Source organism: Mesorhizobium sp. M0626, from assembly GCF_040320665.1.
Classification (GTDB): Bacteria; Pseudomonadota; Alphaproteobacteria; order Rhizobiales; family Rhizobiaceae; genus Mesorhizobium.
In genome coordinates this window covers 91,865-111,461 of sequence record NZ_JAMYQD010000011.1, presented here as the reverse complement: position 1 = coordinate 111,461, position 19,597 = coordinate 91,865, and the positions used below count along the sequence as shown (strand labels likewise).

At 64.1% G+C, this 19,597-nt stretch carries 18 protein-coding genes; 7 read left to right on the top strand and 11 right to left on the bottom strand.

Going from position 1 to position 19,597, the window contains the following annotated elements:
- Positions 1-17: 17 nt before the first annotated feature.
- Positions 18-479 carry an RT0821/Lpp0805 family surface protein gene (locus tag NKI37_RS15720; RefSeq protein WP_023702032.1) on the bottom strand — a complete coding sequence of 154 codons (462 nt, stop codon included), beginning with the start codon at positions 477-479 and terminating at the stop codon, positions 18-20.
- A 28-nt stretch (positions 480-507) separates the two neighbouring features.
- Between NKI37_RS15720 and pdxH the strand changes: the two genes are divergently transcribed.
- Positions 508-1,137 carry a pyridoxamine 5'-phosphate oxidase gene (gene pdxH, locus NKI37_RS15715; protein ID WP_081725434.1) on the top strand — a complete coding sequence of 210 codons (630 nt, stop codon included), beginning with the start codon at positions 508-510 and terminating at the stop codon, positions 1,135-1,137.
- 8 nt (positions 1,138-1,145) lie between these two features.
- Here pdxH and NKI37_RS15710 read toward each other — a convergent pair whose 3' ends face one another.
- Positions 1,146-1,898 carry a crotonase/enoyl-CoA hydratase family protein gene (locus tag NKI37_RS15710; protein WP_023821025.1) on the bottom strand — a complete coding sequence of 251 codons (753 nt, stop codon included), beginning with the start codon at positions 1,896-1,898 and terminating at the stop codon, positions 1,146-1,148.
- Between the two features lie 29 nt (positions 1,899-1,927).
- Positions 1,928-3,697 carry an acyl-CoA dehydrogenase family protein gene (locus tag NKI37_RS15705; protein ID WP_352791149.1) on the bottom strand — a complete coding sequence of 590 codons (1,770 nt, stop codon included), beginning with the start codon at positions 3,695-3,697 and terminating at the stop codon, positions 1,928-1,930.
- Between the two features lie 449 nt (positions 3,698-4,146).
- On the opposite strand from NKI37_RS15705, the gene NKI37_RS15700 reads away from it, so the two are divergent.
- On the top strand, positions 4,147-5,259 hold the full coding sequence (locus NKI37_RS15700) for a glycoside hydrolase family 25 protein (protein WP_352794504.1): 1,113 nt from the start codon (positions 4,147-4,149) through the stop codon (positions 5,257-5,259).
- A gap of 3 nt (positions 5,260-5,262) precedes the next feature.
- On the opposite strand, the gene purD is transcribed toward NKI37_RS15700, so the two are convergent.
- Both purD and NKI37_RS15690 read right to left on the bottom strand, forming a co-directional pair.
- Positions 5,263-6,549 carry a phosphoribosylamine--glycine ligase gene (purD, locus tag NKI37_RS15695; protein ID WP_023738478.1) on the bottom strand — a complete coding sequence of 429 codons (1,287 nt, stop codon included), beginning with the start codon at positions 6,547-6,549 and terminating at the stop codon, positions 5,263-5,265.
- 132 nt (positions 6,550-6,681) lie between these two features.
- Positions 6,682-7,476 (bottom strand): phytanoyl-CoA dioxygenase family protein, encoded by a 795-nt coding sequence (locus NKI37_RS15690; protein WP_023692095.1) that lies wholly within the window; start codon positions 7,474-7,476, stop codon positions 6,682-6,684.
- A gap of 91 nt (positions 7,477-7,567) precedes the next feature.
- Here NKI37_RS15690 and NKI37_RS15685 point away from each other — a divergent pair, with 91 nt between their 5' ends.
- Together NKI37_RS15685 and ubiA are read left to right on the top strand one after the other, a co-directional pair.
- Positions 7,568-8,479, top strand: a complete 912-nt coding sequence (locus NKI37_RS15685; protein ID WP_023687123.1) for a LysR family transcriptional regulator — start codon at positions 7,568-7,570, stop codon at positions 8,477-8,479.
- A 51-nt stretch (positions 8,480-8,530) separates the two neighbouring features.
- Positions 8,531-9,514 carry a 4-hydroxybenzoate octaprenyltransferase gene (gene ubiA / locus NKI37_RS15680; protein ID WP_023706640.1) on the top strand — a complete coding sequence of 328 codons (984 nt, stop codon included), beginning with the start codon at positions 8,531-8,533 and terminating at the stop codon, positions 9,512-9,514.
- A gap of 268 nt (positions 9,515-9,782) precedes the next feature.
- Here ubiA and NKI37_RS15675 read toward each other — a convergent pair whose 3' ends face one another.
- The 3 genes from NKI37_RS15675 to NKI37_RS15665 form a co-directional block, all read right to left on the bottom strand.
- The gene (locus tag NKI37_RS15675) at positions 9,783-10,349 is read right to left on the bottom strand and encodes a DUF6101 family protein (protein WP_023668457.1); all 567 of its coding nucleotides are present in this window, start codon (positions 10,347-10,349) and stop codon (positions 9,783-9,785) included.
- A 183-nt stretch (positions 10,350-10,532) separates the two neighbouring features.
- Positions 10,533-11,963: an FAD-binding oxidoreductase gene (locus NKI37_RS15670; RefSeq protein WP_352791152.1), complete on the bottom strand. Its 1,431-nt coding sequence runs from the start codon at positions 11,961-11,963 to the stop codon at positions 10,533-10,535.
- Positions 11,964-11,981: 18 nt separating this feature from the next.
- Entirely contained in the window at positions 11,982-12,947 is a 966-nt protein-coding gene (locus NKI37_RS15665) for an L-threonylcarbamoyladenylate synthase (RefSeq protein ID WP_023709889.1), read from the bottom strand.
- A 372-nt stretch (positions 12,948-13,319) separates the two neighbouring features.
- Between NKI37_RS15665 and NKI37_RS15660 the strand changes: the two genes are divergently transcribed.
- Positions 13,320-13,775 (top strand): hypothetical protein, encoded by a 456-nt coding sequence (locus tag NKI37_RS15660; protein ID WP_352794493.1) that lies wholly within the window; start codon positions 13,320-13,322, stop codon positions 13,773-13,775.
- A 159-nt stretch (positions 13,776-13,934) separates the two neighbouring features.
- Complete coding sequence (locus tag NKI37_RS15655) at positions 13,935-14,324, top strand: hypothetical protein (RefSeq protein ID WP_023668461.1); 390 nt, start codon at positions 13,935-13,937, stop codon at positions 14,322-14,324.
- Positions 14,325-14,404: 80 nt separating this feature from the next.
- Here the strand turns inward: NKI37_RS15655 and glyS are convergent, their stop codons facing one another.
- The 3 genes from glyS to NKI37_RS15640 form a co-directional block, all read right to left on the bottom strand.
- Positions 14,405-16,873 (bottom strand): glycine--tRNA ligase subunit beta, encoded by a 2,469-nt coding sequence (glyS, locus tag NKI37_RS15650; RefSeq protein ID WP_352791156.1) that lies wholly within the window; start codon positions 16,871-16,873, stop codon positions 14,405-14,407.
- A 68-nt stretch (positions 16,874-16,941) separates the two neighbouring features.
- Positions 16,942-17,343 (bottom strand): endonuclease domain-containing protein, encoded by a 402-nt coding sequence (locus NKI37_RS15645; protein ID WP_023692101.1) that lies wholly within the window; start codon positions 17,341-17,343, stop codon positions 16,942-16,944.
- Positions 17,344-17,688: 345 nt separating this feature from the next.
- Positions 17,689-18,633 (bottom strand): glycine--tRNA ligase subunit alpha, encoded by a 945-nt coding sequence (locus NKI37_RS15640; RefSeq protein WP_023687115.1) that lies wholly within the window; start codon positions 18,631-18,633, stop codon positions 17,689-17,691.
- A 176-nt stretch (positions 18,634-18,809) separates the two neighbouring features.
- On the opposite strand from NKI37_RS15640, the gene NKI37_RS15635 reads away from it, so the two are divergent.
- A complete protein-coding gene (locus NKI37_RS15635; protein ID WP_352791158.1) occupies positions 18,810-19,271 on the top strand; it encodes a GNAT family N-acetyltransferase in 462 nt (153 codons plus the stop codon).
- The last annotated feature ends 326 nt before the right edge of the window (positions 19,272-19,597 follow it).

Genomic DNA, 19,597 nt, shown 5'->3' with positions numbered 1-19,597 from the left:
CCGCAAACCCTGGAAAATCAGAGCGGTTTGAAGTCCTGCATGTGCCAGCCGCCGGCCGCGGCGATGCACAATTGGCCCTTGAACAAAGTGACGCCGTCGAAGCTTTCGCGCGAGGCGGTAAAGCTGCGGCAGTCTTGGCCGTTGTCCTGCACTTCGGCGAGTTCGGTGATGGAGCCGCGCGAGCCGGTGTCGGCATTCGCCCACGGCACGGCCTGGCCGCGAAGCTCCTCGATGTCGGCCGAAGACACCGCATTGCCGATCGTGGTCTGGTCGGAAGCGCTGTCGGCGTCCGTCGATGTCACCCTGGCCGGCGCGCTTGAGGTGACGATGGAACGATCGACCTCGGCCTTTTCCAGGCTGAAGCCGCCGGCGCCGCAGGCGGCAAGCGGCAGTGCGATAATCACGATCACGGCTTTCGAACTGGCCGAAGCGATAACGCTCCATTGCCCGCTGTCAAAAGCTTGCGCGATACGCGACAATCGGCAACCTCCTGAAGCTCGAGACAATTTGAGAAAAACTATGAGTGACACTGAGTTAACAAGTAGTGACTTTACCGAAGCCGCCGAGCCGTTCCGGCTCTTTGCTGAGTGGCTGGAGGACGCCAAGAAAAGCGAAATCAACGACGCCAACGGCGTAGCACTTGCAACCGTCGATGCCGACGGCATGCCGGATGTGCGGATGGTGCTGCTCAAGGGTTTCGATGAAAGCGGCTTTGTCTTCTACACGAATTTCGAGAGCGCCAAGGGCCGCGAGATTCTTGGCAGCATGAAGGCGGCGATGTGCTTCCACTGGAAATCGCTGCGCCGCCAGGTGCGCATACGCGGTCCGGTGGAGATCGTCAGCGACGCTGAAGCCGACGCCTATTACGCGACGCGGCCGCGCGGCAGCCGGATCGGCGCATGGGCTTCGAAACAGTCGCGGCCGCTGGAAAGCCGCTTTGCCCTGGAGAAGGCGGTGGCCGAATACACGGCGCGCTACCCTATCGGCGAAATCCCGCGGCCAAAGCACTGGTCGGGCTTCCGCATCGTGCCGCAGGCGATCGAGTTCTGGCACGACCGGCCATTCCGGCTGCACGATCGGCTGGTCTTTTCGCGCAACGCCGAAGGCGGCTGGGACAAGACACGGCTTTATCCCTGAGGAGAGGTTCAGGCCTTCTTGCGCGTCATGAAGGCCGTCAACGCGGCGCGCGCTTCGTCGGACTTCAGCCGCTCGGAGAAATGCTCGCTCTCCACCTTGATGCGGGCGACAAGCTCGTGGCGCGGGGCGCGCATCAGGTCACGAGCGATCTTCAGCGCCTGCGGCGGCTTGGCGGCGATCGCGCCGGCCGCTGCGAGTACCGCGGCTTCTAGCCCGTCCTCCTCGACCACCTCATAGATCAGGCCGGCGGCCTTGGCGCGCTCGGCGGAAAAACCTTCGCCCAGCCCAAGCAGCGCGAAGGCGCCCTGCCTGCCGAGGATGAGCGGGGCCAGCAGGCTGGAGCCCGCCTCCGGCACCAGGCCGAGGTCGACGAAGGGTGTGCGGAACACCGTGCGCGGCGTGGCGAAAGTCAGGTCGCAATGCAAATTGAGCGTGGTGCCGATGCCGACCGCAATGCCGTCGACGCCGGAGACCATCGGCTTCTCCGTTTTGGCCAGCGCCATCAGGAAGTCCCAGACCTCGTTGCCGCCCTCACCGCCGGTGGCGATGACCAGGAAATCGGCGAGATCGTTGCCGGAAGAGAAGGCGCCAGAAACACCGAGGAAGATATGGACGCGAACCGCCGGGTCGGCATCGCCATCGGCCAGCGCCTTGGACATTGTCGCGTACATGGCGCGCGTCAGTGCGTTCTTCTTGTCGGGACGGTTCATGCGGATGATCTGGATGGCGCCCTGGCGCTCGACGAGGATATGGTCTGTCACGGTCATTTCCCTGGTGAGCGCTGTGGTATTCAGGCCGATATCAGCGCCTTGCCGGCGGCGGCGAGGCTCTCGGCGCCATCGATTACGCGTTCCTTCAAGGCGCTGACTTCGCCGAGCAGGTTTTCGGCGAAAAAGCGGCAAAGGGCGATGCGGCTCTGCTGGGCAAGTCCGCCACGCGCCAGATAAGCGCCGCCGGCAGCAAGCGAGATCAGCCTGAGATAGGGGGTCGCACCGGCTTGCGCTTCGTCCAGACGGCCGTCGGCCAGCAGCTTCTGCAGGAAGCGCGTCGCCTCGGTGAGATCGTCGAACGCCTGGTCAAGCGCTTCGGCGGTGCGGCCGAAGCCCCGCAGGTTCGAGGTCCGCACCTCGTCGGCGATGGCCTTCAGTTCGGCGATATAGCCGTGCACATGCTCGCCGCCGCCAAGCGGCAATTTGCGGGCTACAAGGTCGATCGCCTGGATGCCGTTGGTGCCTTCATAGATCGGCGCAATGCGGGCGTCGCGATAGAGCGCGGCCGCGCCCGTCTCCTCGATGAAGCCCATGCCGCCGTGGACCTGGACACCCAGCGACGCAACGTCGACGCCGATATCGGTGGAAAAGGCCTTAGCCAGCGGCGTCAGCAGATTGGCGCGATCGCGCCAATGCGCGGCCTCCTCGCCTGTCGACACACGCGCGAAGTCGATGGCATAGGCGCAGGAATACGAGATGGCGCGGGCGATCTGGGTCAAAGCCTTCATGGTCAAGAGATTGCGCTGCACGTCGGGGTGATGGACGATCGGCGCCATCCCGGCGCCTGAAAAGTCCGATGCCTTGCCCTGGCGGCGCTCATTGGCATAGGCGATCGCCTTCTGCGTCGCGGCTTCTGCCACTGCCACGCCCTGCATGCCGACGCAAAGCCTCGCGTTGTTCATCATGGTGAACATGCAGGCGAGCCCCTTGTTCTCCTCGCCGATCAGCCAACCGATGGCGCCGGGCGCAGCACCCTGGAACCCGTCGCCATAGATCATGGTGCAAGTCGGCGAGGCATGGATGCCGAGCTTGTGCTCGAGGCCGGAACAGAAGACGTCGTTGCGGGCGCCGAGCGAGCCGGCATCATTGACCAGGAATTTCGGCACCAAAAACAGCGAGATGCCGCGCGTGCCGGCCGGTGCGTCGGGCAGCCGCGCCAACACCAGATGGATGATGTTGTCGGTGAAATCATGCTCGCCATAGGTGATGAAGATTTTCTGGCCGAAGATGCGGTAGGTGCCGTCGCCGGCAGGCTCGGCGCGGCTGCGCAAGGCGGCGAGATCGGAACCGGCCTGCGGCTCGGTCAGGTTCATCGTCCCCATCCACTCGCCGGAGACGAGCTTTGCCAGATACTTTGCCTTCAGCGCTTCGGAGGCATGCTTGTCCAGCGCCTCGACGGCGCCCATGGTCAGCGTCGGGCCGATGCCGAAGGCCATGGCGGCGGAGTTCCACATCTCGAGCGCGGCAACGCCGAGCATGGTCGGCAGGCCCTGGCCACCAAATTCTTCCGGCCCCGACAGCGCGTTCCAGCCGCCGTCGATCCAGCTGCGGTAAAGCGCCTTCCAACCGGGCGGCATGGTCACGGCTGCATCCTTCAGCACCGCACCGTGCTGGTCGCCGATCTTGTAGAGCGGCGCCACCTCCTCGCTGGCGAAGCGGCCGGCCTCGGCCAGGATGGCGTCGACAAGGTCTTCGCCGAGGTCCCCGAACGCGCCGCTGTCGAGTGCCGGCTTGAGCCCGGCGACATGCTTGAGCGTGAACGAAATGTCGTCGACCGGGGCCTTGTACATGCCGCTTCTCCTCCGCTGCTCCGATCGCTCGATCCTAGGACCCGGGCCGATGCAAAACCATCCGCCTCTGGGCGGCCTCCGACCTTCTTTTTACGTAAACGTCAAACTTTGTCACGCGAATTTTGTAGCGAACTCCGTCGTCCACGGGTGGAGCGGGAGCGTAGCGGACGCCGAGTACCATGTCGCGACCTCGCGCTAGGCGTGCAACGGTGCAGAATTCTGCGCCGTGGCAACGCTTCGAAGTCGCGGAATGGATTCTATGGTCTGCGCCGCGTCGCTTCGCTCCTTGCTTCGCCATAGAATGACGAAATCGCGAGAGCGATCAGGACTCCTGCCCGAAAGCACTTCCTTAACCATACCGGTCCACCATCGGTGTTTGGTCAGCGGGGATCCCCTGTTTGAAAACGCCGGCGCATCTTCTTCGCCGCTCAGCGATCGCTCTCGCGGCGATGATGGCGCTGATATCAGCGGCTACAGCCTCGGAGTTTTCCGAGCCGTGGCGGGATGGCGACCGCGCGCTGGTGGTCGACGCCTATGAATACAATTCCATCGACTGGGGTGCGCTTGCCACCGACAAGCGCATTGTCGGCTTCATCAACAAGGCCTCCGACGGGCTGCCGCCGCCCTATTTCTGCTTCGGCGACGAGATTGCGGTCAAACTCTGCAAGACATTGTGGAAACGCTTTGCGGTGACGCGCGAGCTGTTCCAGACGCGCAAGGTGGTGGCCAAGGCGCTCGGCCTGAAATGGGGCGCCTATCATCTTGCCCGCCCCGGCAATCCGCTCGAGCAGGCCAACAGTTTCATCGATTTCGCCGAGCCAGCCCCTGACGATCTGCTCGCCCTCGATCTCGAAGGCAACGACCCCTCGCAATGGATGTCACTCGAGGATGCCGAGGAATTCGTGCGCCAGGTGCACCGGCGGCTCGGCCGTTTCCCGATCCTCTACACCAACGGCAAGACCGCCCAGTTCATGGCCGACAACCGCTATCGATACCGGCTCTTGTCGCGGCTGCCGCTCTGGTATGCGCGCTACAAGCCCGACATCGACGTGCATTTTCCGATGGGCAACTGGCAGGGCTATGCGCTGTGGCAGTTCTCGGCGCAGGCCAATTGCGGACGGCTGCGCTGCCCCTACCGGGTCGCCGGCACGCCCAACGACATCGACGTCAACGTCGCGCCGATGGACGCGGCGGCACTGCGCCAGCAATGGCCCTTCGGCGGCCTGATCGACGTGCCGCCCGACTACCTCGCCTCGATACCGGTGCCGGTCTCGCGCGCAGCCGGGCTCGCCGGCAAAGTCACCATCACCTATGCCGATGTGGCGACGCCACCGACGGTCGAGGAGATGGTGGCGGTGCTCGGCGCGCGCTGGCAGACATTCCGCGCTGCCTTCCGCATGCCGGTGGTCAAGACGGTGCCGCGCCGCGCGCGCTTCGGCATTGCCGAGTATGTCGCCTGGAAGCGGACTGCGTATCGTTCGGAGGCTCTGCTCGAGGCCGCCTTCTCGCAGGCCGCCGACCCGGTCAGCACCGCTTCGACGGAACTGGTTCGCGAGCGCTGAGGCTTATGTGGCGGCGCTGGCCTTTTCCCGCGCCACCGCCTGCCAGCCTATGTCGCGGCGGAAGAAGCCTTGCGGCCAGTCGATACGGTCGAGCGCGGCGTAAGCGCGGCTTTGCGCTTCGCCCACCGTCTTGCCTGATGCCGTGACGTTGAGCACGCGGCCGCCATTGGCGACCAGCGCGCCGCCGTTGATGGCAGTGCCGGCATGGAAAATCTCAACGCCTTCGCCAGCGGCTTCGTCGAGACCCCGAATGACCGAGCCTTTTTCCGGCGTCCCGGGATAGCCCTGTGCCGCCATCACCACGGTCAGCGCGGCATCGTCGCGCCAGCGGATCGAACTGTGCGCCAACTGGCCGTCGACGGCGGCGTTGAGCAGCACCAGCAGATCGTCCTTCAGCCGCATCATCAGCACCTGACACTCGGGATCGCCGAAGCGGGTGTTGTATTCGATCAGCTTCGGCCCCTTGTCGGTGATCATCAGCCCGGCAAACAGAATACCGGCGAACGGCGCGCCAAGCTCGGCCATGCCGCGCATGGTCGGCTCGACGATCTCGCGCATGGTGCGCTCTACCATTTCGGGGCTCATCACCGGCGCCGGCGAATAGGCGCCCATGCCGCCGGTGTTGGGGCCGGTATCGCCATCGCCGACGCGCTTGTGGTCCTGCGCGGTGCCGAAGGGAAGTGCGGTCGTGCCGTCGCACAGGCAGAAGAAACTCGCCTCCTCGCCGGTCATGAATTCCTCGACCACGACCTCGGCACCGGCGTCACCGAATGCGCCGTCGAAACAAGCATCGAGGGCGGCGCGCGCCTCGTCCAGCGTCATGGCGATGGTGACGCCCTTGCCGGCAGCGAGCCCGTCGGCCTTGATGACGATCGGCGCTCCCACCTTTTCGACGTAAGCCTTGGCCGCAGCCAGTTCGGTGAAGCGGCCATAGGCGGCGGTCGGGATGCCGTATTTGGCGCAAAGGTCCTTGGTAAAACCTTTCGAGCCTTCGAGCCGCGCTGCCCGCTTCGACGGGCCGAAGACGCGGATGCCCTCGCCGCGCAGGTCGTCGGCAATGCCGGCGACCAGCGGCCCTTCCGGCCCGACGACGACGAGGTCGATCGCATTGTCCTTGCAGAAGGTTGCGACAGCGGCATGGTCGCTAATGTTGAGCTTGACCAGTTCGGCCTCGCGGGCGACGCCCGGATTGCCGGGCGCGGCATAGAGCTTGGTCAAAAGCGGCGAGGCCGCGATCTTCCAGGCCAAGGCATGTTCGCGGCCGCCGGAGCCGATCAACAAAACGCGCATGCCGATGTCCCTTGTCATTTCACGACAGGGACTGCGCTATTGCCCCGGGCGGCGCGGGTCAAGAGTTTTACCTTGCGCCATACCGGTTGCGCACGGGACGTCGCGCCGAGAGCACGGCGTCCCCGGCCGGTATCAGCTCTGGAAGACGACCGGGAACCAGTCCTCGCGCAGTTTCTGGCCGGGCTTCATGTCATGGCCGGGATAGGGCGGCGAGGTACGGCCGGGGCGCTCGACATAGCGCGCATCGTCGCCGACCCAGCGCAGCGACAGCGCCCGGCGACGCGCCGCGGTCGGATTGCCGCGCGCACCATGCGCGGTGCGGAAGTCGAACAGGATGGCGTCGCCCGGCTCCATCTCCCATTCGAGCACCTTCAGCGACGGGTCCTTGTCTGGATCCGGCACGGGGAGGTAGTCGCCCTCGCCGGCATAGAAATTGCTGTCATCGAGCCAGCGCACCGGCAGGATCATCTTGTCCCATTTGTGCGAGCCGGCGATCAGCCGCAGCGTCGCTTCCTTGACCGGATCGATCGGGATCCAGAAGCTGACGGTCTGGGTGCCATCGACGAAGTAATACGGGATGTCCTGGTGCCAGGGCGTCGGCTTTTGCGTGCCCGGTTCCTTGACCAGCACATGGTCGTGGAAGAACTGGGCGCTGCGCGACTGCATCGCCGCTGCCGCGAGTTCCGCGGCCGGGGAATTGCGCACCACGTCGACGAATTCGGGAATGCGCTCCCAGTTGCAGTAATCGTCGAAGAAGCTGCCCTTGCCGTTGGCGATGTCCGACGCCGCGGCGCTGCGGTTTTGCATGTTGCGCTCGATGCCGGCGGCGATGGTGCCGACCCAGTCCTTGAAGGCGCCGCGTATGCAGACCGCGCCGTCGCGCTGGTAGTCGGCAATCGCTGCGGCATCGATATGTCTGGCGGCCATGTCATGTCTCTCCTGTTTCGATGACCGACTATCGCGGCCGCCGCACATCGCGTAAAATAATAACTTCTCATCCCTCTTATAGCTTTACCCTATGAACCTGACCCTCACCCAGTTGCGCTACCTCGTCACTGTTGCCCGTCACGGCAGCGTCACCGTGGCCGCCCGGATGCTGAACGTCTCGCAGCCCTCGATCTCGGTGGCGATCGACAATGTCGAAGCGACGCTCGGCCAGAAACTGTTCGTGCGCCAGCGCGGCAGCGGCATCGCGCTGACCTCGTTCGGCCGCAGCGCGGTGGCGAAGGCAAAGCAGGTGCTGGCCGAAGCGGACGAACTGGTTGGGCTCGGGACGCGCGACGCCGATGTCGGGGGCGAACTTGTGCTCGGCTGTTTCGAGGATCTGGCGCCTTATTTCGCGCCGGCGCTGATCCGCGCTTTTTCGCAACGCTGCCCGGCGGTCACCGTGGTGGTCCGCGACGAGACCTTCGAGACGCTCGGCCGGCGGCTCGGCGATGCGGCAATCGATCTCGGCCTGACCTACGATCTCGGCCTGCCCTCGCACTTCGCCCGCATCCTGCTGCATGAGCTGCGGCCACACGCGCTTCTGCCGCAAGGCCACGCGCTGGCCAGCCAGGCCAGCGTCAGCCTGGCGGAGCTGGCGACCCATCCCTTGATCACCACCGACCAGCCGCACAGCTGGCAGCATATGCTGGACCTGTTCCTCAGCCGCGGCCTGTCGCCGGTCTCGCAATCGACGGCGAGTTCGTTCGAACTGCAGCGCAGCATGGTCGCCAACGGCTTCGGCGTCGCGGTGAGCTACACCAGGCCTTATGGCGACAGGAGTTATGACGGGCTGCCGCTGGTCTGCAAGCCGCTGTCCGATCCGCTGCCGATGCAGCGCATCATCCTCACCCATGACACAAGGCAAAGGCTGTCGAAGGCGGCGCTGGCCTTCACGGAGGTGGCGAAGGAATGGTTTGCCAGCCACGATATTTTCACCGCCTGAGCGACAATGCGGCCGCTTGACGGCGCACGCCGCTGCTGCCACTCCAGCACGATGGAAACCATCCAGTCGAAAGCCGCACAGGGCCGCGTCGCCGACGCGCCGAGCGGCCATTGGGTCTACAAGATATTGCCGCGCTGGCTGTGGCCTTACGCGCAGCTTGCGCGCTGGGACCGGCCGATCGGCTGGCAATTGCTGCTGTGGCCCTGCTGGTGGTCGGCAGCGCTTGCGGCCAGCGCCTATCCCCGCCCGGCAGACCCGTTGCTCACATTGCTGCCGTCGCCGTGGTTCCTGTTCCTGTTCTTTGTCGGCGCCGTCGCCATGCGTGGCGCCGGCTGCACCTATAACGACATTGTCGACCAGGACATCGACAACAAGGTCGAGCGCACGCGCTCGCGGCCATTGCCGGCCGGCAAGGTGACGCGCCGCCAAGCCTGGGCGTTCCTGGTCATCCAGGCCTTGCTGGGCCTCGTCGTGCTGCTGCAGTTCAACGACTTCGCCATTCCGCTCGGCATCGTCTCGCTGGTCATCGTTGCCGTCTATCCCTTCATGAAGCGCTTCACCAACTGGCCGCAATTGGTGCTCGGGCTCGCCTTCTCCTGGGGTGCGCTGATGGGCTGGGCGGTCGAGTTCGGCGATCTCGATGGCCCGGCCATCATGCTCTATATCGGCTCGATCCTGTGGGTGATCGGCTACGACACCATCTATGCACATCAGGACAAGGAAGACGACGCAATCGTCGGCGTGCGCTCGACGGCGCGGCTATTCGGCGACAACACCAAGACCTGGCTGGTCGGGCTTTATGGCGGCACGCTGGTCTGCTTCGCCATCGCCTTCGCCTCGGCGCAGGTGCCGGTGGTGGCGCTGGCCGGGCTGATCGCCGCCGGCGCCCATATGGCGCGGCAGATAGCGGTTCTGGATATCGACGATCCCGATCAATGCCTGCGGCTGTTCAAATCCAACAACCAGGTCGGCTGGTTGATCTTCATCGGCCTGATCGGCGGTGCGCTGTGGGTGGCGCTAAAGCCGCTGGTTTAATCTCCTTCTCCCCGTCACTACACGGGGAGAAGGTGGCGGCAGCCGGATGAGGGGCAGCGCCAATCTTTGCAGTTGAGGTGAGATGCACAGCGGCGATATTGCGAGAAATGCCTCGGTCAGCGCCGCCCCTCATCGCCCTGCAGGGCGTTGGTCACTCGAAAAGCCAAGCAATTGGCTTTTCGTCCGCTACGCGGACCGCTCCTCAACCCCCGTATAGTGACGGGGAGAAGAAGGCTGTCGTCGGCGGTTTCGCCAATCGCCGGTCAAGCTACTCCCGCGAAATAATCTCCTGGCCGTCGATCACCAGTCTCAGCCCGAGATTGCCGGCCCTGCGGCGGGCGAGGAAGCGCGGGCGGCGCGTGGTCGAGACCCGGCCCTTGCGGCGATCCTTGGCCGGCAGCGCCTTGATGGCGGCGCCGAGCGATTCCTCAAGCGTGCGGGCAATGCCGTCGGATTCGATCAGCAGCATCTGCAGCCGGTAAGCATCGGCCCAGGCGCGCCAGTCGGCGGCGACGTCGTCGAGATCGTCGGCCACCAGCAGCGGCACCGACAGCATCGGGTCGTTGTGCAGGAGTTCGAGGGTTACCGTGACATTGCCTTGCGCATCCTCCATCGCGCGGGCGGCGACGCCGCGAAACGCGTTGGCGGGCAGCGCGATGATCGCCGGCACGCCGCTCATCTCGAGCGTGCGGCGGATGACGGCGCCGCGCTGGTCGATGGTGAAGGTAACGTCGCCATAGTCGTCGCGCGTGGCATAGCTCACCACTTGCGGCAGGCGGAATGGGTCGAGGCGCATGTTGCGCCCGGCCCAGACGGGCTTCAATACACTGTTCATCTGCTGCCTTCCTGTGTTTCTCCTGAGAGCCGTTTTGCGGGTCTCTCCGGGCCGGTTTTCCCGGCCTCGTTGTGTGAAACATTAGCGCGAGCTTCTGCCGCGCGGCTTAAGAAAGTCAGTTAAATTTTGCTGATCTCAGGCAATGGTTATCGGAATGAGACCAGCCACAAAATGTTGAAAGGATCAGATAACCTTACCGGGATTCATGATGCCGGCCGGATCGAAGACGGCCTTCACCCGGCGCATCAGCTCGATCGCCATTGGCGGCGCGGTGGCGATCAGCTCGTCGCGCTTCAACTGGCCGATGCCGTGCTCGGCCGAGATCGAGCCGTGGAAGGAGCGCACGACATCGTGCACGGCATGGTTCATGGCGTGGTAGAGGCCGAGAAACGCTTCGTCGTCACCGCCCTCCGGCCGGGAGATGTTGTAGTGGAGATTGCCGTCGCCCATATGGCCGAAGCAGACCACGCGCGCCTGCGGACTGACCGAAGCCACTGCACCGGCCGCCTTTTCGATAAACGCCGGGATGGATGCCACCGGTACCGAAATATCATGCTTGATCGAAGCGCCTTCGGGCTTTTGCGAATCCGGCAGCACCTCGCGGAAGTTCCAGAACGCGTCGCCCTGCGCCAGGCTGGCCGCGATCACCGCGTCGCCGACGATGCCTTGCTGGAGGCCTGTCGACAGCACTTCTTCGATCAGCCCCCTCGCGTCCTCGGCCGAACGGCCCGACGACACCTGCATCAACACATACCATGGCCAATCCTGCGCCAGCGGCCGCGTGACGCCCTGCGCATGGCGCAGCGTGAAATCATAAGGACGCTGGCCGATCAGCTCGAAGGCGGTGAGTGCCGCCCCTGCCCGGTCCATCGCCAGGCTGAACAGCGAAAGCGCTGCTTCCGGCGACGACAGGCCGGCAAAGGCCACTTCGCGCCCCTTGGGCTTGGGAAACAGTTTCAGCACCGCCGCGGTGATGATGCCGAGCGTGCCTTCGGCGCCGACGAACAGGTTCTTCAGATCGTAACCGGTGTTGTCCTTCTTCAGTTTGCGCAGATCGTCGAAGATTTCGCCGGTCGGCAGCACCACTTCGACGCCGAGGCAGAGTTCGCGCGCATTGCCATAGGCGAGCACGCCGGTGCCGCCGGCATTGGACGAGAGGTTGCCGCCGATTTGGCAGGAGCCCTGCGCGGCAAGCGACAGCGGAAACAGCCGGTCGGCGGCGTCGGCGGCTTCCTGCAGCGTCTGCAGGATGACGCCGGCTTCGACGGTCACCGTGTTCGAGAAGACGTCGATCTCGCGAATGCGGTTCAGCCGCGACAAAGAAAGCACGATCTCGCGGCCGGAGGCATCCGGCACCTGGGCGCCGACCAGCCCGGTGTTGCCGCTTTGCGGCACGACCGGCGTTCCCGTCTCGCTCGCCAGGCGCATGATCCGGCTGATCTCGTCGACGCTGCCGGGACGCAGCACCAAGGCGGTCCTGCCGTGCCATAGGCCGCGCCGCTCGGTCAGATACGGCGCAATATCGGCCTGGTCGCGCAGCGCATATTTGTCGCCGACGATTGCCGCGAAGCGGGCGATGAGAGCGGGATCGAGGTCGAAGGGTGCGTCGTTCATGGGCGCAAACTATGGCGCTCAATCGAGCTTGTCACGGGGGGCAGCGGCACGAAACAGCCGATCGTTGATCGCCTCGCCGAGCCCATCGAACGGGATCGGCTCGACGGCGATCGTCGCCGCACCGCTGCGGTCGAGTTCCTGCAAATACGCGAACAGATTGCTTGCGGCTTCGCGCAAATCGCCTGACGCGGAGAGGTTGCGCAAGGCGGCCGCCGCTTGCCAGCCTTCGGCGCGGTCGCCACCAAAGGCCAGCAAGGCCTCGCCTTCAGCCACACTCTGTGCATCGAGCCGCACCGATGCGCGCGGCGCATAATGCGACGCCAGCATGCCGGGCGCCTCGATGCCGGCAGTCGCGCCGCGCTGCAGCTTAATGCCGGTGACGGCCTCGATATCGGCGGCAGCGATGCCGCCTGGCCTCAGCAGCCGCACGCTGTTGCCTTCGACCTTGACGATGGTCGATTCCAGCCCGACCGGGGTGGCGCCGCCATCGACCACCAGCTGGATTTTGGCGCCGAGATCGGCCGCGACGGCTTGCGCCGTCGTGGCGCTGATCTTGCCCGAAGAGTTCGCGCTGGGCGCGGCCAACGGCCGGCCGAGTCTGGCGATCAGCTCGCCGCCGAACCCCCTCGGCATGCGCAGCGCGATCGTATCGAGCCCGGCGGTGACCAGCGGATGGATGCCGTTGCCGGGTCGGAGCGGCAGCACCAGCGTCAGCGGCCCCGGCCAGAACGCCTCGGCCAGCCGCTTCGAAAGCGGGTCGAAGATCGCAATGCGCTCGGCCATCGCCAGATCGGCGACATGGGCGATCAGCGGGTTGAAGCGCGGCCGGCCCTTGGCTTCGAAAATGCGGGCGACGCCGACGCCATTGGTCGCGTCGCTGGCCAGTCCATAGACGGTCTCCGTCGGGATGGCGACGACGTCGCCGCCCTCAAGCAGCGCCAACGCCTGCTCCATCGCTTCGCCGACGGATAGTATCTCAGCCACTCGCTTCACCTCACAGGCACCGGACCTAAAGCGCGTCGCGCTGAACCGGATTCATGCGACGCGCTTTAGGTCTTTGTTTTGATGCATGTCGTTCTCTCAAAACCGGGGCCACTTTTGAGCGACATGCATTAGAGCGGTTCAGCGGTTCGCTGAAACGCTCTAAGTATTTGTTTTTGCGCAATTCCGGACGGAAAACCGCTACTCACTTTTCCTGGAATTGCTCTAATACGGCAGTGGTTTTCGGGCAAGCCGGCGTTGGCGAATTATCAATGCCTAAAATGCTACGTTTCCCTGCAAGCCGGCATCAATCCACTGGGGTTAAGGCTATTTGCGGTTAGGGCTGGCGGCTTGTCGGGCAAGGGGACGGTTTCGATGTCGATGCGTGTGCTTGGAGCGCTTGGTTTCACCCTGGCGGCGATGACCGGTGGGGCGCACGCCTCGTCGATCGTCTTTCTCGGCGTCTCGACCTCGACGCCATCGGTCATCAAGGTTGGCGGATCCGAACCGGTCAGGATCGCCTCGTCGCCATCGATCGTCGCACTCGGCGATGCCCAGCCCGATGTGACTTATGAAAAGGTCGCGGCGATCCCCGAAAAGCCTAGGCACGGCCAGGACCCGATGATCATTCGCGGCGGCATCGTCGGCGGCGCCTTAGCCGCGCCGGCTCCCGCCAGGGCGAGCGCCGCGGCGCCGGCGACTGAGCCGACGGCAGAGACCGCACCAGCCGGAACTGCAACGGCATCGAACGGCAAGCCCGAGTCGCAACCGGCAGCGCCGCAGCCGGCAACACCGCAGCAGCCGATCGAGGGCGTCGGCAAAGCCGAGTAGGCCATTCAGCCAAAACAGTCGGCCAAGACAGTCGGCCGATCCATGCCGCTTGACGCCGATCGACGCCCCGGCGCAGGATCGGCTTGGCGGCGGCGGCCCCAATTTCGCCAATCGGGTTTGGCATGAGCGCGCCGGGTTCTAGGAGAGCGAGGGGTTATCATGAACATGACGAAATCTTTGACTATTGCCGGCCTGTTGCTGGCGTCACCTATAGGTGTCGGCGGCGCGCAGGCCGGTGACGAGCTAGGGTCCTACGTCGCGCGCATTTCCGATCGCGACCACCATGCCAGCGACGGCTATGAGCTGAGCAGCGCAGCACAGATGGTGCGGCAGGACCGTGCCAACTGGCACAAGTTCCACCGGCGCGATGCCGACGACCAGGGCGATGACTGGTTCCGCAGCAACGATGATCGCGCGTATCTGGAACGCATGCTGAAGCGCGGTGGCGCGATGAGCTCCTCGACACGGAACGCCATCGTCAATGGCGAGCCGCTGATCCAGGTCGACGTCTATTCAGACAGCGTGCATGTCAGCATTTTGGAGGACTGACGGAGTCAGCCTCGGGAGGACTGAAAACAAGACGGGCGGCGTGTGAACGCCGCCCGTGTTCGGGCTTGTCCGTCCCTTAGCTAGCCAGCTATTCTGGAGAAATCAGCCACCTGGTCGGTGGCCGTGCGGATGCGGGCGAGCAATGCCAGACGGTTGGCGCGCACGGCCTGGTCCTCATCATTCACGAGAACACGTTCAAAGAATGAATCAACCGGTTCGCGCAGCACGCTAAGCGCCAGCATGGCGGCGGAAAAGTCTTCGTTTTGAATCGCTTCGCCGGCTTCTCTCTCCGCCTGATTCACCGCTGCAAACAGCGATTTCTCGGCCTCCTCGCGAAACAGCGCCGGCTCAACAGTCTCGGCGACGAGCGTTTTCTTCTTCTCCTCGGCAGCCAGAATGTTGGCCGCCCGCTTGGCGCCGGCGAGCAGGTTCTTGCCGTCCTCGGTGTCGAGGAAGGACCCCAGAGCTTCGACGCGACGCACGATCTGCAGGAGGTCGTCCGACTGCGATTGGCCGATCTCCCCCCTTGTGGGGGAGATGCCCGGCAGGGCAGAGGGGGGCGCGCCAGAATGAGAGGTCGGCGGGACAGCGCCCCCCTTTGTCGGCTTCGCCGCCCCCATAATGGGGGAGATTGGCGCGCTTCCACCACCTGCCAGCACGGCGTCAATGAGATCATGCCGAGCGCCCTGGTCGCGGAGATAGACTTTCAGGCGGTCGTGGAAGAAGGCGAGGAGGTCGGGGCCAAAGGCCCGTCCAGCCTTGGACGCGAGATAACGCGCCGTTTGATAGGCACTATCGAAGAGCGATGTCAGCGGCAGTGAGATCCCATTCTCGATCAGGATTCTCACCACGCCCAGTGCGGCCCTTCTCAGCGCGTAAGGGTCCTTCGACCCCGTCGGCTTTTCATCAATGACCCAGAAGCCGACCAGCGTATCGATTTTGTCGGCCAGCGCGACGGCAATCGACACCGGATTGGTCGGCACGCTATCCGACGGACCTTGCGGTTTGTAGTGCTCCTCGATCGCCGCAGCCACGGACGGATGCTCACCCTGCAGCAGCGCGTATTTGCGGCCCATTGCGCCTTGCAGTTCCGGAAACTCGCCCACTGCTTCTGTCGTGAGATCAGCCTTGGCCAGCACCGCGGCGCGAGCGGCGAGCGCGGTAATCTCCCCCCTTGAGGGGGAGATGTCGCCGAAGGCGACAGAGGGGGTCGTCTCGCGTGGAGTGCCAACTCCCTCTTTCTTCGAGAGATCGGACGGCGTCGCGGCAGCCGAAGCGACCCCCTCTGGCCTGCCGGCCATCTCCCCCTCAAGGGGGGAGATCGACTGCGCCACTGTTGGCGCCAGCTCCTGCGCCAGCCGCTTGATCCGCTCCACCCGATCGCCTTGCGTACCGAGCTTGGCGTGAAAGGTGACATTGAGATGGTCGAGACGGGCCATGTGCTGGTCGAGCGGCTTTTTCAGATCGAGCCCGAATTTCTTCGCCGACGCCTCGAGCTGCTCCAGATCCGGCAGATCGCCCTGGTCGGTCTTCCAGAAATACAGCGCGTCCGACAGGCGGGCACGCACCACCTTGCCGTTGCCGTGCGCGACCTCCTTGCCGCCGTCCTTGGCCTCGATGTTGGCGGTGAGGATGAAGCGGTTGGAGAGGTTTTCGCCGTCGCCCTGCGGCCGGGTGACAAAGCATTTCTGATTGGCGCGGATGGTCAGCCGGACCACTTCTGGCGGTATGGCAAGAAAGGCCTGCTCGAATTCGCCCATCAGCACCACCGGCCATTCGACCAGGCCCGACACTTCTTCCAACAACCCTTCGTCCTCGACCAGATCGAGCCCGTTGGCGAAGGCGAGGTTGCGGGCGTCGGCAAGGATGATCTCCTTGCGGCGGTCGCCATCGAGCACGACCTTGGCCGCTTCCAGCTTGGTCACGTAATCGTCGAAGCGGCGCACGGTGATTTCTCCCGGCGCCATGAAACGATGGCCGTAGGTGATATTGCCCGAGCGGATGCCATCGATCTCGAAATCGACCACCACCGGCTCCTCGGTCTCCGGGCCGAAGGTGCACAGAATCGTCTGCAGCGGCCGCACCCAGCGTAGCGAACCGGGCTTGGCCGAAGCCGGCCCCCAGCGCATCGATGTCGGCCAGGGGAAGCCGCGAATGATGGCCGGCACCAGTTCGGCGATGATTTCTTCCGCCGCCCTGCCCGGCTTCGAAATATGGGCGACGTAGAAATCGCCCTTCTTCGGATCGGAATGAACATGCGCCTCGGCAACCGAGGCAAGGCCTGCCTTGCGCAGAAAACCCTGCACCGCCTGTTCCGGCGCCGTCGTCGACGGCCCCTTGATCTCCTCGTGGATATCCTTCGAGCGCGCGGTCAGGCCCCTGACATCGAGCGCCAGGCGCCGCGGCGTCCAGTATTCGCGCGCGGCGTCATAGGTCAGACCCGCCTCGACCAGACCGTCGGTCAGCATCTTCCTGAGATCGCCCGCCGCCTTGCGCTGCATACGGGCGGGGATTTCCTCGGAGCGAAGTTCTAAGAGCAGGTCTGGCATGGTTAAGCTCCCACCCTCCCCTTGATGGGGAGGGTCGGCGCGTAGCGCCGGGGTGGGGTGGCGACCTCTCAGCCGCCGATACCTTCGGCACCATCGCGCAAACGCAGGTGTGATTTTCGTTCTTCCACCGCCGCATAGATCGTATCGAGCACGGAATCCAGTTCGTTTTTGATTTCATGGTTCCAGAAGCGAATGACGCGGTAGCCTTGGCTCTCGAACCATTTCGTTCGACGCTCGTCATGGCGCAGCTGGTCATCGAAGCTGTGATGGGCACCGTCCACCTCAATGATCAGCTTCAGCCGGTGGGAGATGAAATCAGGGAAGTAAACGCCTACCGACGCCTGCCTGCGAAAATGAGTGCCTTCTACTGGAATGCGCCACAGATGCCGCCACAGGATGCGTTCCTCGTCGGTCATCGCCGCGCGAAGCCTTTGCGCAGACTGCAGCTTGAATCGATCGAGTTTTGGCATGGAACGTCGCGCTGTCACCCCCACCCGCCGCTTCGCGGCGACCTCCCCCATCTAGGGGGAGGTAAGAGGGCATAGCAACTCGGCTGACCGCTGTTTCCAGGAATTTTGACCGCCCCTGTCGGGCCGCAACCAGCCCGCCCGTCCTTGGATCAAAGATTTCCATGAACCAAACGCAGCGCTGAAGCGACCAACGCTCAGGCAGGGACCTATTGGCTGAACGACCATGAAAACGGCATCGAGACTTCTCCAGATCATCGCGCTCAGCGCCGGACCATGGCGGGATCGTCTGGCCAGTTCTCGGCGCCAATCAACATTTCCCCCGAAATGATGAAGTGAGCCTGAACCTCAGGCGGCGAGCCCGCCGGCCTGGGTCTGCAAAAATGCCTCGCCGCAGGCTTTCGCCAGATTGCGCACCCGCAGGATGTAGCTCTGCCGCTCGGTTACCGAAATCACGCCGCGCGCGTCGAGCAGGTTGAAGACGTGGCTGGCCTTGATGCACTGGTCATAGGCCGGGAAGACCATGCGGTGCATCGGCAGATTGTCGTTCGAAGCCGGGGCGCCGGCCGCGAGCAGCGCCTTGCATTCGGCTTCGGCGTCCTCGAAATGCCTGAGCAGCATGGCGGTGTTGGCATATTCGAAATTGTGCCTGGAATATTCCTGCTCGGCCTGCAGGAAGACATCGCCATAGGTGACTTTTTCGGCGCCTTCTCGGCCATTGAAGTTGAGGTCGTAGACATTGTCGACGCCCTGCACATACATGGCCAGCCGCTCCAGGCCGTAGGTCAGTTCTCCCGCCACCGGCGCGCATTCGATGCCGCAGACCTGCTGGAAATAGGTGAACTGCGACACTTCCATGCCGTCGCACCAGCACTCCCAGCCGAGCCCCCAGGCGCCAAGCGTCGGGCTTGCCCAGTCGTCCTCGACGAAGCGAATGTCGTGCAGCAACGGATCGACGCCGATCGCCTTGAGCGAGCCGAGATAGAGTTCCTGCAGGTTCGGCGGGTTGGGCTTCAGGATCACCTGGTACTGGTAATAATGCTGCAGCCGGTTGGGGTTTTCGCCGTAGCGGCCGTCCTTGGGCCGGCGCGAGGGCTGGACGTAGGCGGCGTTCCAGCCCTTGGGCCCGAGCGCGCGCAGCGTGGTGGCCGGATGGAAGGTGCCGGCGCCGACTTCCATGTCGTAAGGCTGCAGGATGACGCAGCCATAGGCGGCCCAGTAATTGTGCAGGGTCAGGATCAGCCCCTGGAACGAGCGGCTGGGATGCATATGGGCTGGACTGTCTGACGTCACGGCGGCCTCGGAAAGCGCTGAAATGATGCCATTCCCTAGTTGCCGGGCCGGTAGGCGTCAAGGCAGCGCCTATCGCCGCCTTGATGAGAGGTTGAACGCTTTGCTTCGAACTGGCCCATTGCCGGACGGTGCCGGTGGCCGTTTGCTCGCCCAGCTTCAACGACAAAGGTTCAGCCATGCAAGGCCAGTTCACCGTACGCCCCGTCACCCGAGAGGATTACGAGCAATGGCTGCCGCTGTGGGACGGCTACAATGCGTTTTACGGCCGCTCGGGCGAGACCGCCTTGCCCGGTGACATCACTGCAATGACATGGTCGCGCTTCTTCGATGCCTATGAGCCGATGCATGCGCTGGTCGCCGAGAGCGAAGGCAAGCTTCTCGGCCTTGTCCACTATCTCTACCACCGCACCACGACGGCGATTTCGCCGAACTGCTATCTGCAGGATCTCTTCACCAATGAGGCGTCGCGCGGCAAGGGCGTCGGCCGGGCACTGATCGAAGACGTCTATACCAGGGCGCAAACCGCAGGCTCCAGCCGCGTCTACTGGCTGACACACGAAACCAACCACACGGCGATGAACCTCTACGACAAGATCGGCGATCTCTCGGGGTTCGTCGTCTACCGAAAGCTGTTCTAGAATGAGCGCCAACGCTGGGTCTTGGCTGAAAGCCTTCCCGACTTCGTCATTCCAGGGCGAAGCAGCCGCGAAGCGGCGTCGCGCAGACCCTGGAGCCCATTCCGTGAGCTTGATCGAAGAACGCAGCGGAGCAGAATTCTGCACCTTCGCAACGCCTTAAGGTCACGGCATGGATTCTATGGTCTGCGCCGCGTCGCTTCGCTCCTTGCTCCGCCATAGAATGACGATCGCGATAGGGCGTCTCTATCTCTCTTTGTTTCTGTCGCAATTCCGAGCGGAAAACCGCGCACACTTTTCCTGGAATTGCTCTAAGACGCCAAGCCGAA

Coding starts and splice junctions, on each gene's coding strand:
- NKI37_RS15705 (WP_352791149.1), bottom strand. CDS start 3,697: ATGTACAAGGCCCCGGTCGACGACATTTCGTTCACGCTCAAGCATGTC.
- NKI37_RS15700 (WP_352794504.1), top strand. CDS start 4,147: ATGATGGCGCTGATATCAGCGGCTACAGCCTCGGAGTTTTCCGAGCCG.
- purD (WP_023738478.1), bottom strand. CDS start 6,549: ATGCGCGTTTTGTTGATCGGCTCCGGCGGCCGCGAACATGCCTTGGCC.
- NKI37_RS15690 (WP_023692095.1), bottom strand. CDS start 7,476: ATGGCCGCCAGACATATCGATGCCGCAGCGATTGCCGACTACCAGCGC.
- NKI37_RS15685 (WP_023687123.1), top strand. CDS start 7,568: ATGAACCTGACCCTCACCCAGTTGCGCTACCTCGTCACTGTTGCCCGT.
- ubiA (WP_023706640.1), top strand. CDS start 8,531: ATGGAAACCATCCAGTCGAAAGCCGCACAGGGCCGCGTCGCCGACGCG.
- NKI37_RS15675 (WP_023668457.1), bottom strand. CDS start 10,349: ATGAACAGTGTATTGAAGCCCGTCTGGGCCGGGCGCAACATGCGCCTC.
- NKI37_RS15670 (WP_352791152.1), bottom strand. CDS start 11,963: ATGAACGACGCACCCTTCGACCTCGATCCCGCTCTCATCGCCCGCTTC.
- NKI37_RS15660 (WP_352794493.1), top strand. CDS start 13,320: ATGTCGATGCGTGTGCTTGGAGCGCTTGGTTTCACCCTGGCGGCGATG.
- NKI37_RS15655 (WP_023668461.1), top strand. CDS start 13,935: ATGAACATGACGAAATCTTTGACTATTGCCGGCCTGTTGCTGGCGTCA.
- glyS (WP_352791156.1), bottom strand. CDS start 16,873: ATGCCAGACCTGCTCTTAGAACTTCGCTCCGAGGAAATCCCCGCCCGT.
- NKI37_RS15645 (WP_023692101.1), bottom strand. CDS start 17,343: ATGCCAAAACTCGATCGATTCAAGCTGCAGTCTGCGCAAAGGCTTCGC.
- NKI37_RS15635 (WP_352791158.1), top strand. CDS start 18,810: ATGCAAGGCCAGTTCACCGTACGCCCCGTCACCCGAGAGGATTACGAG.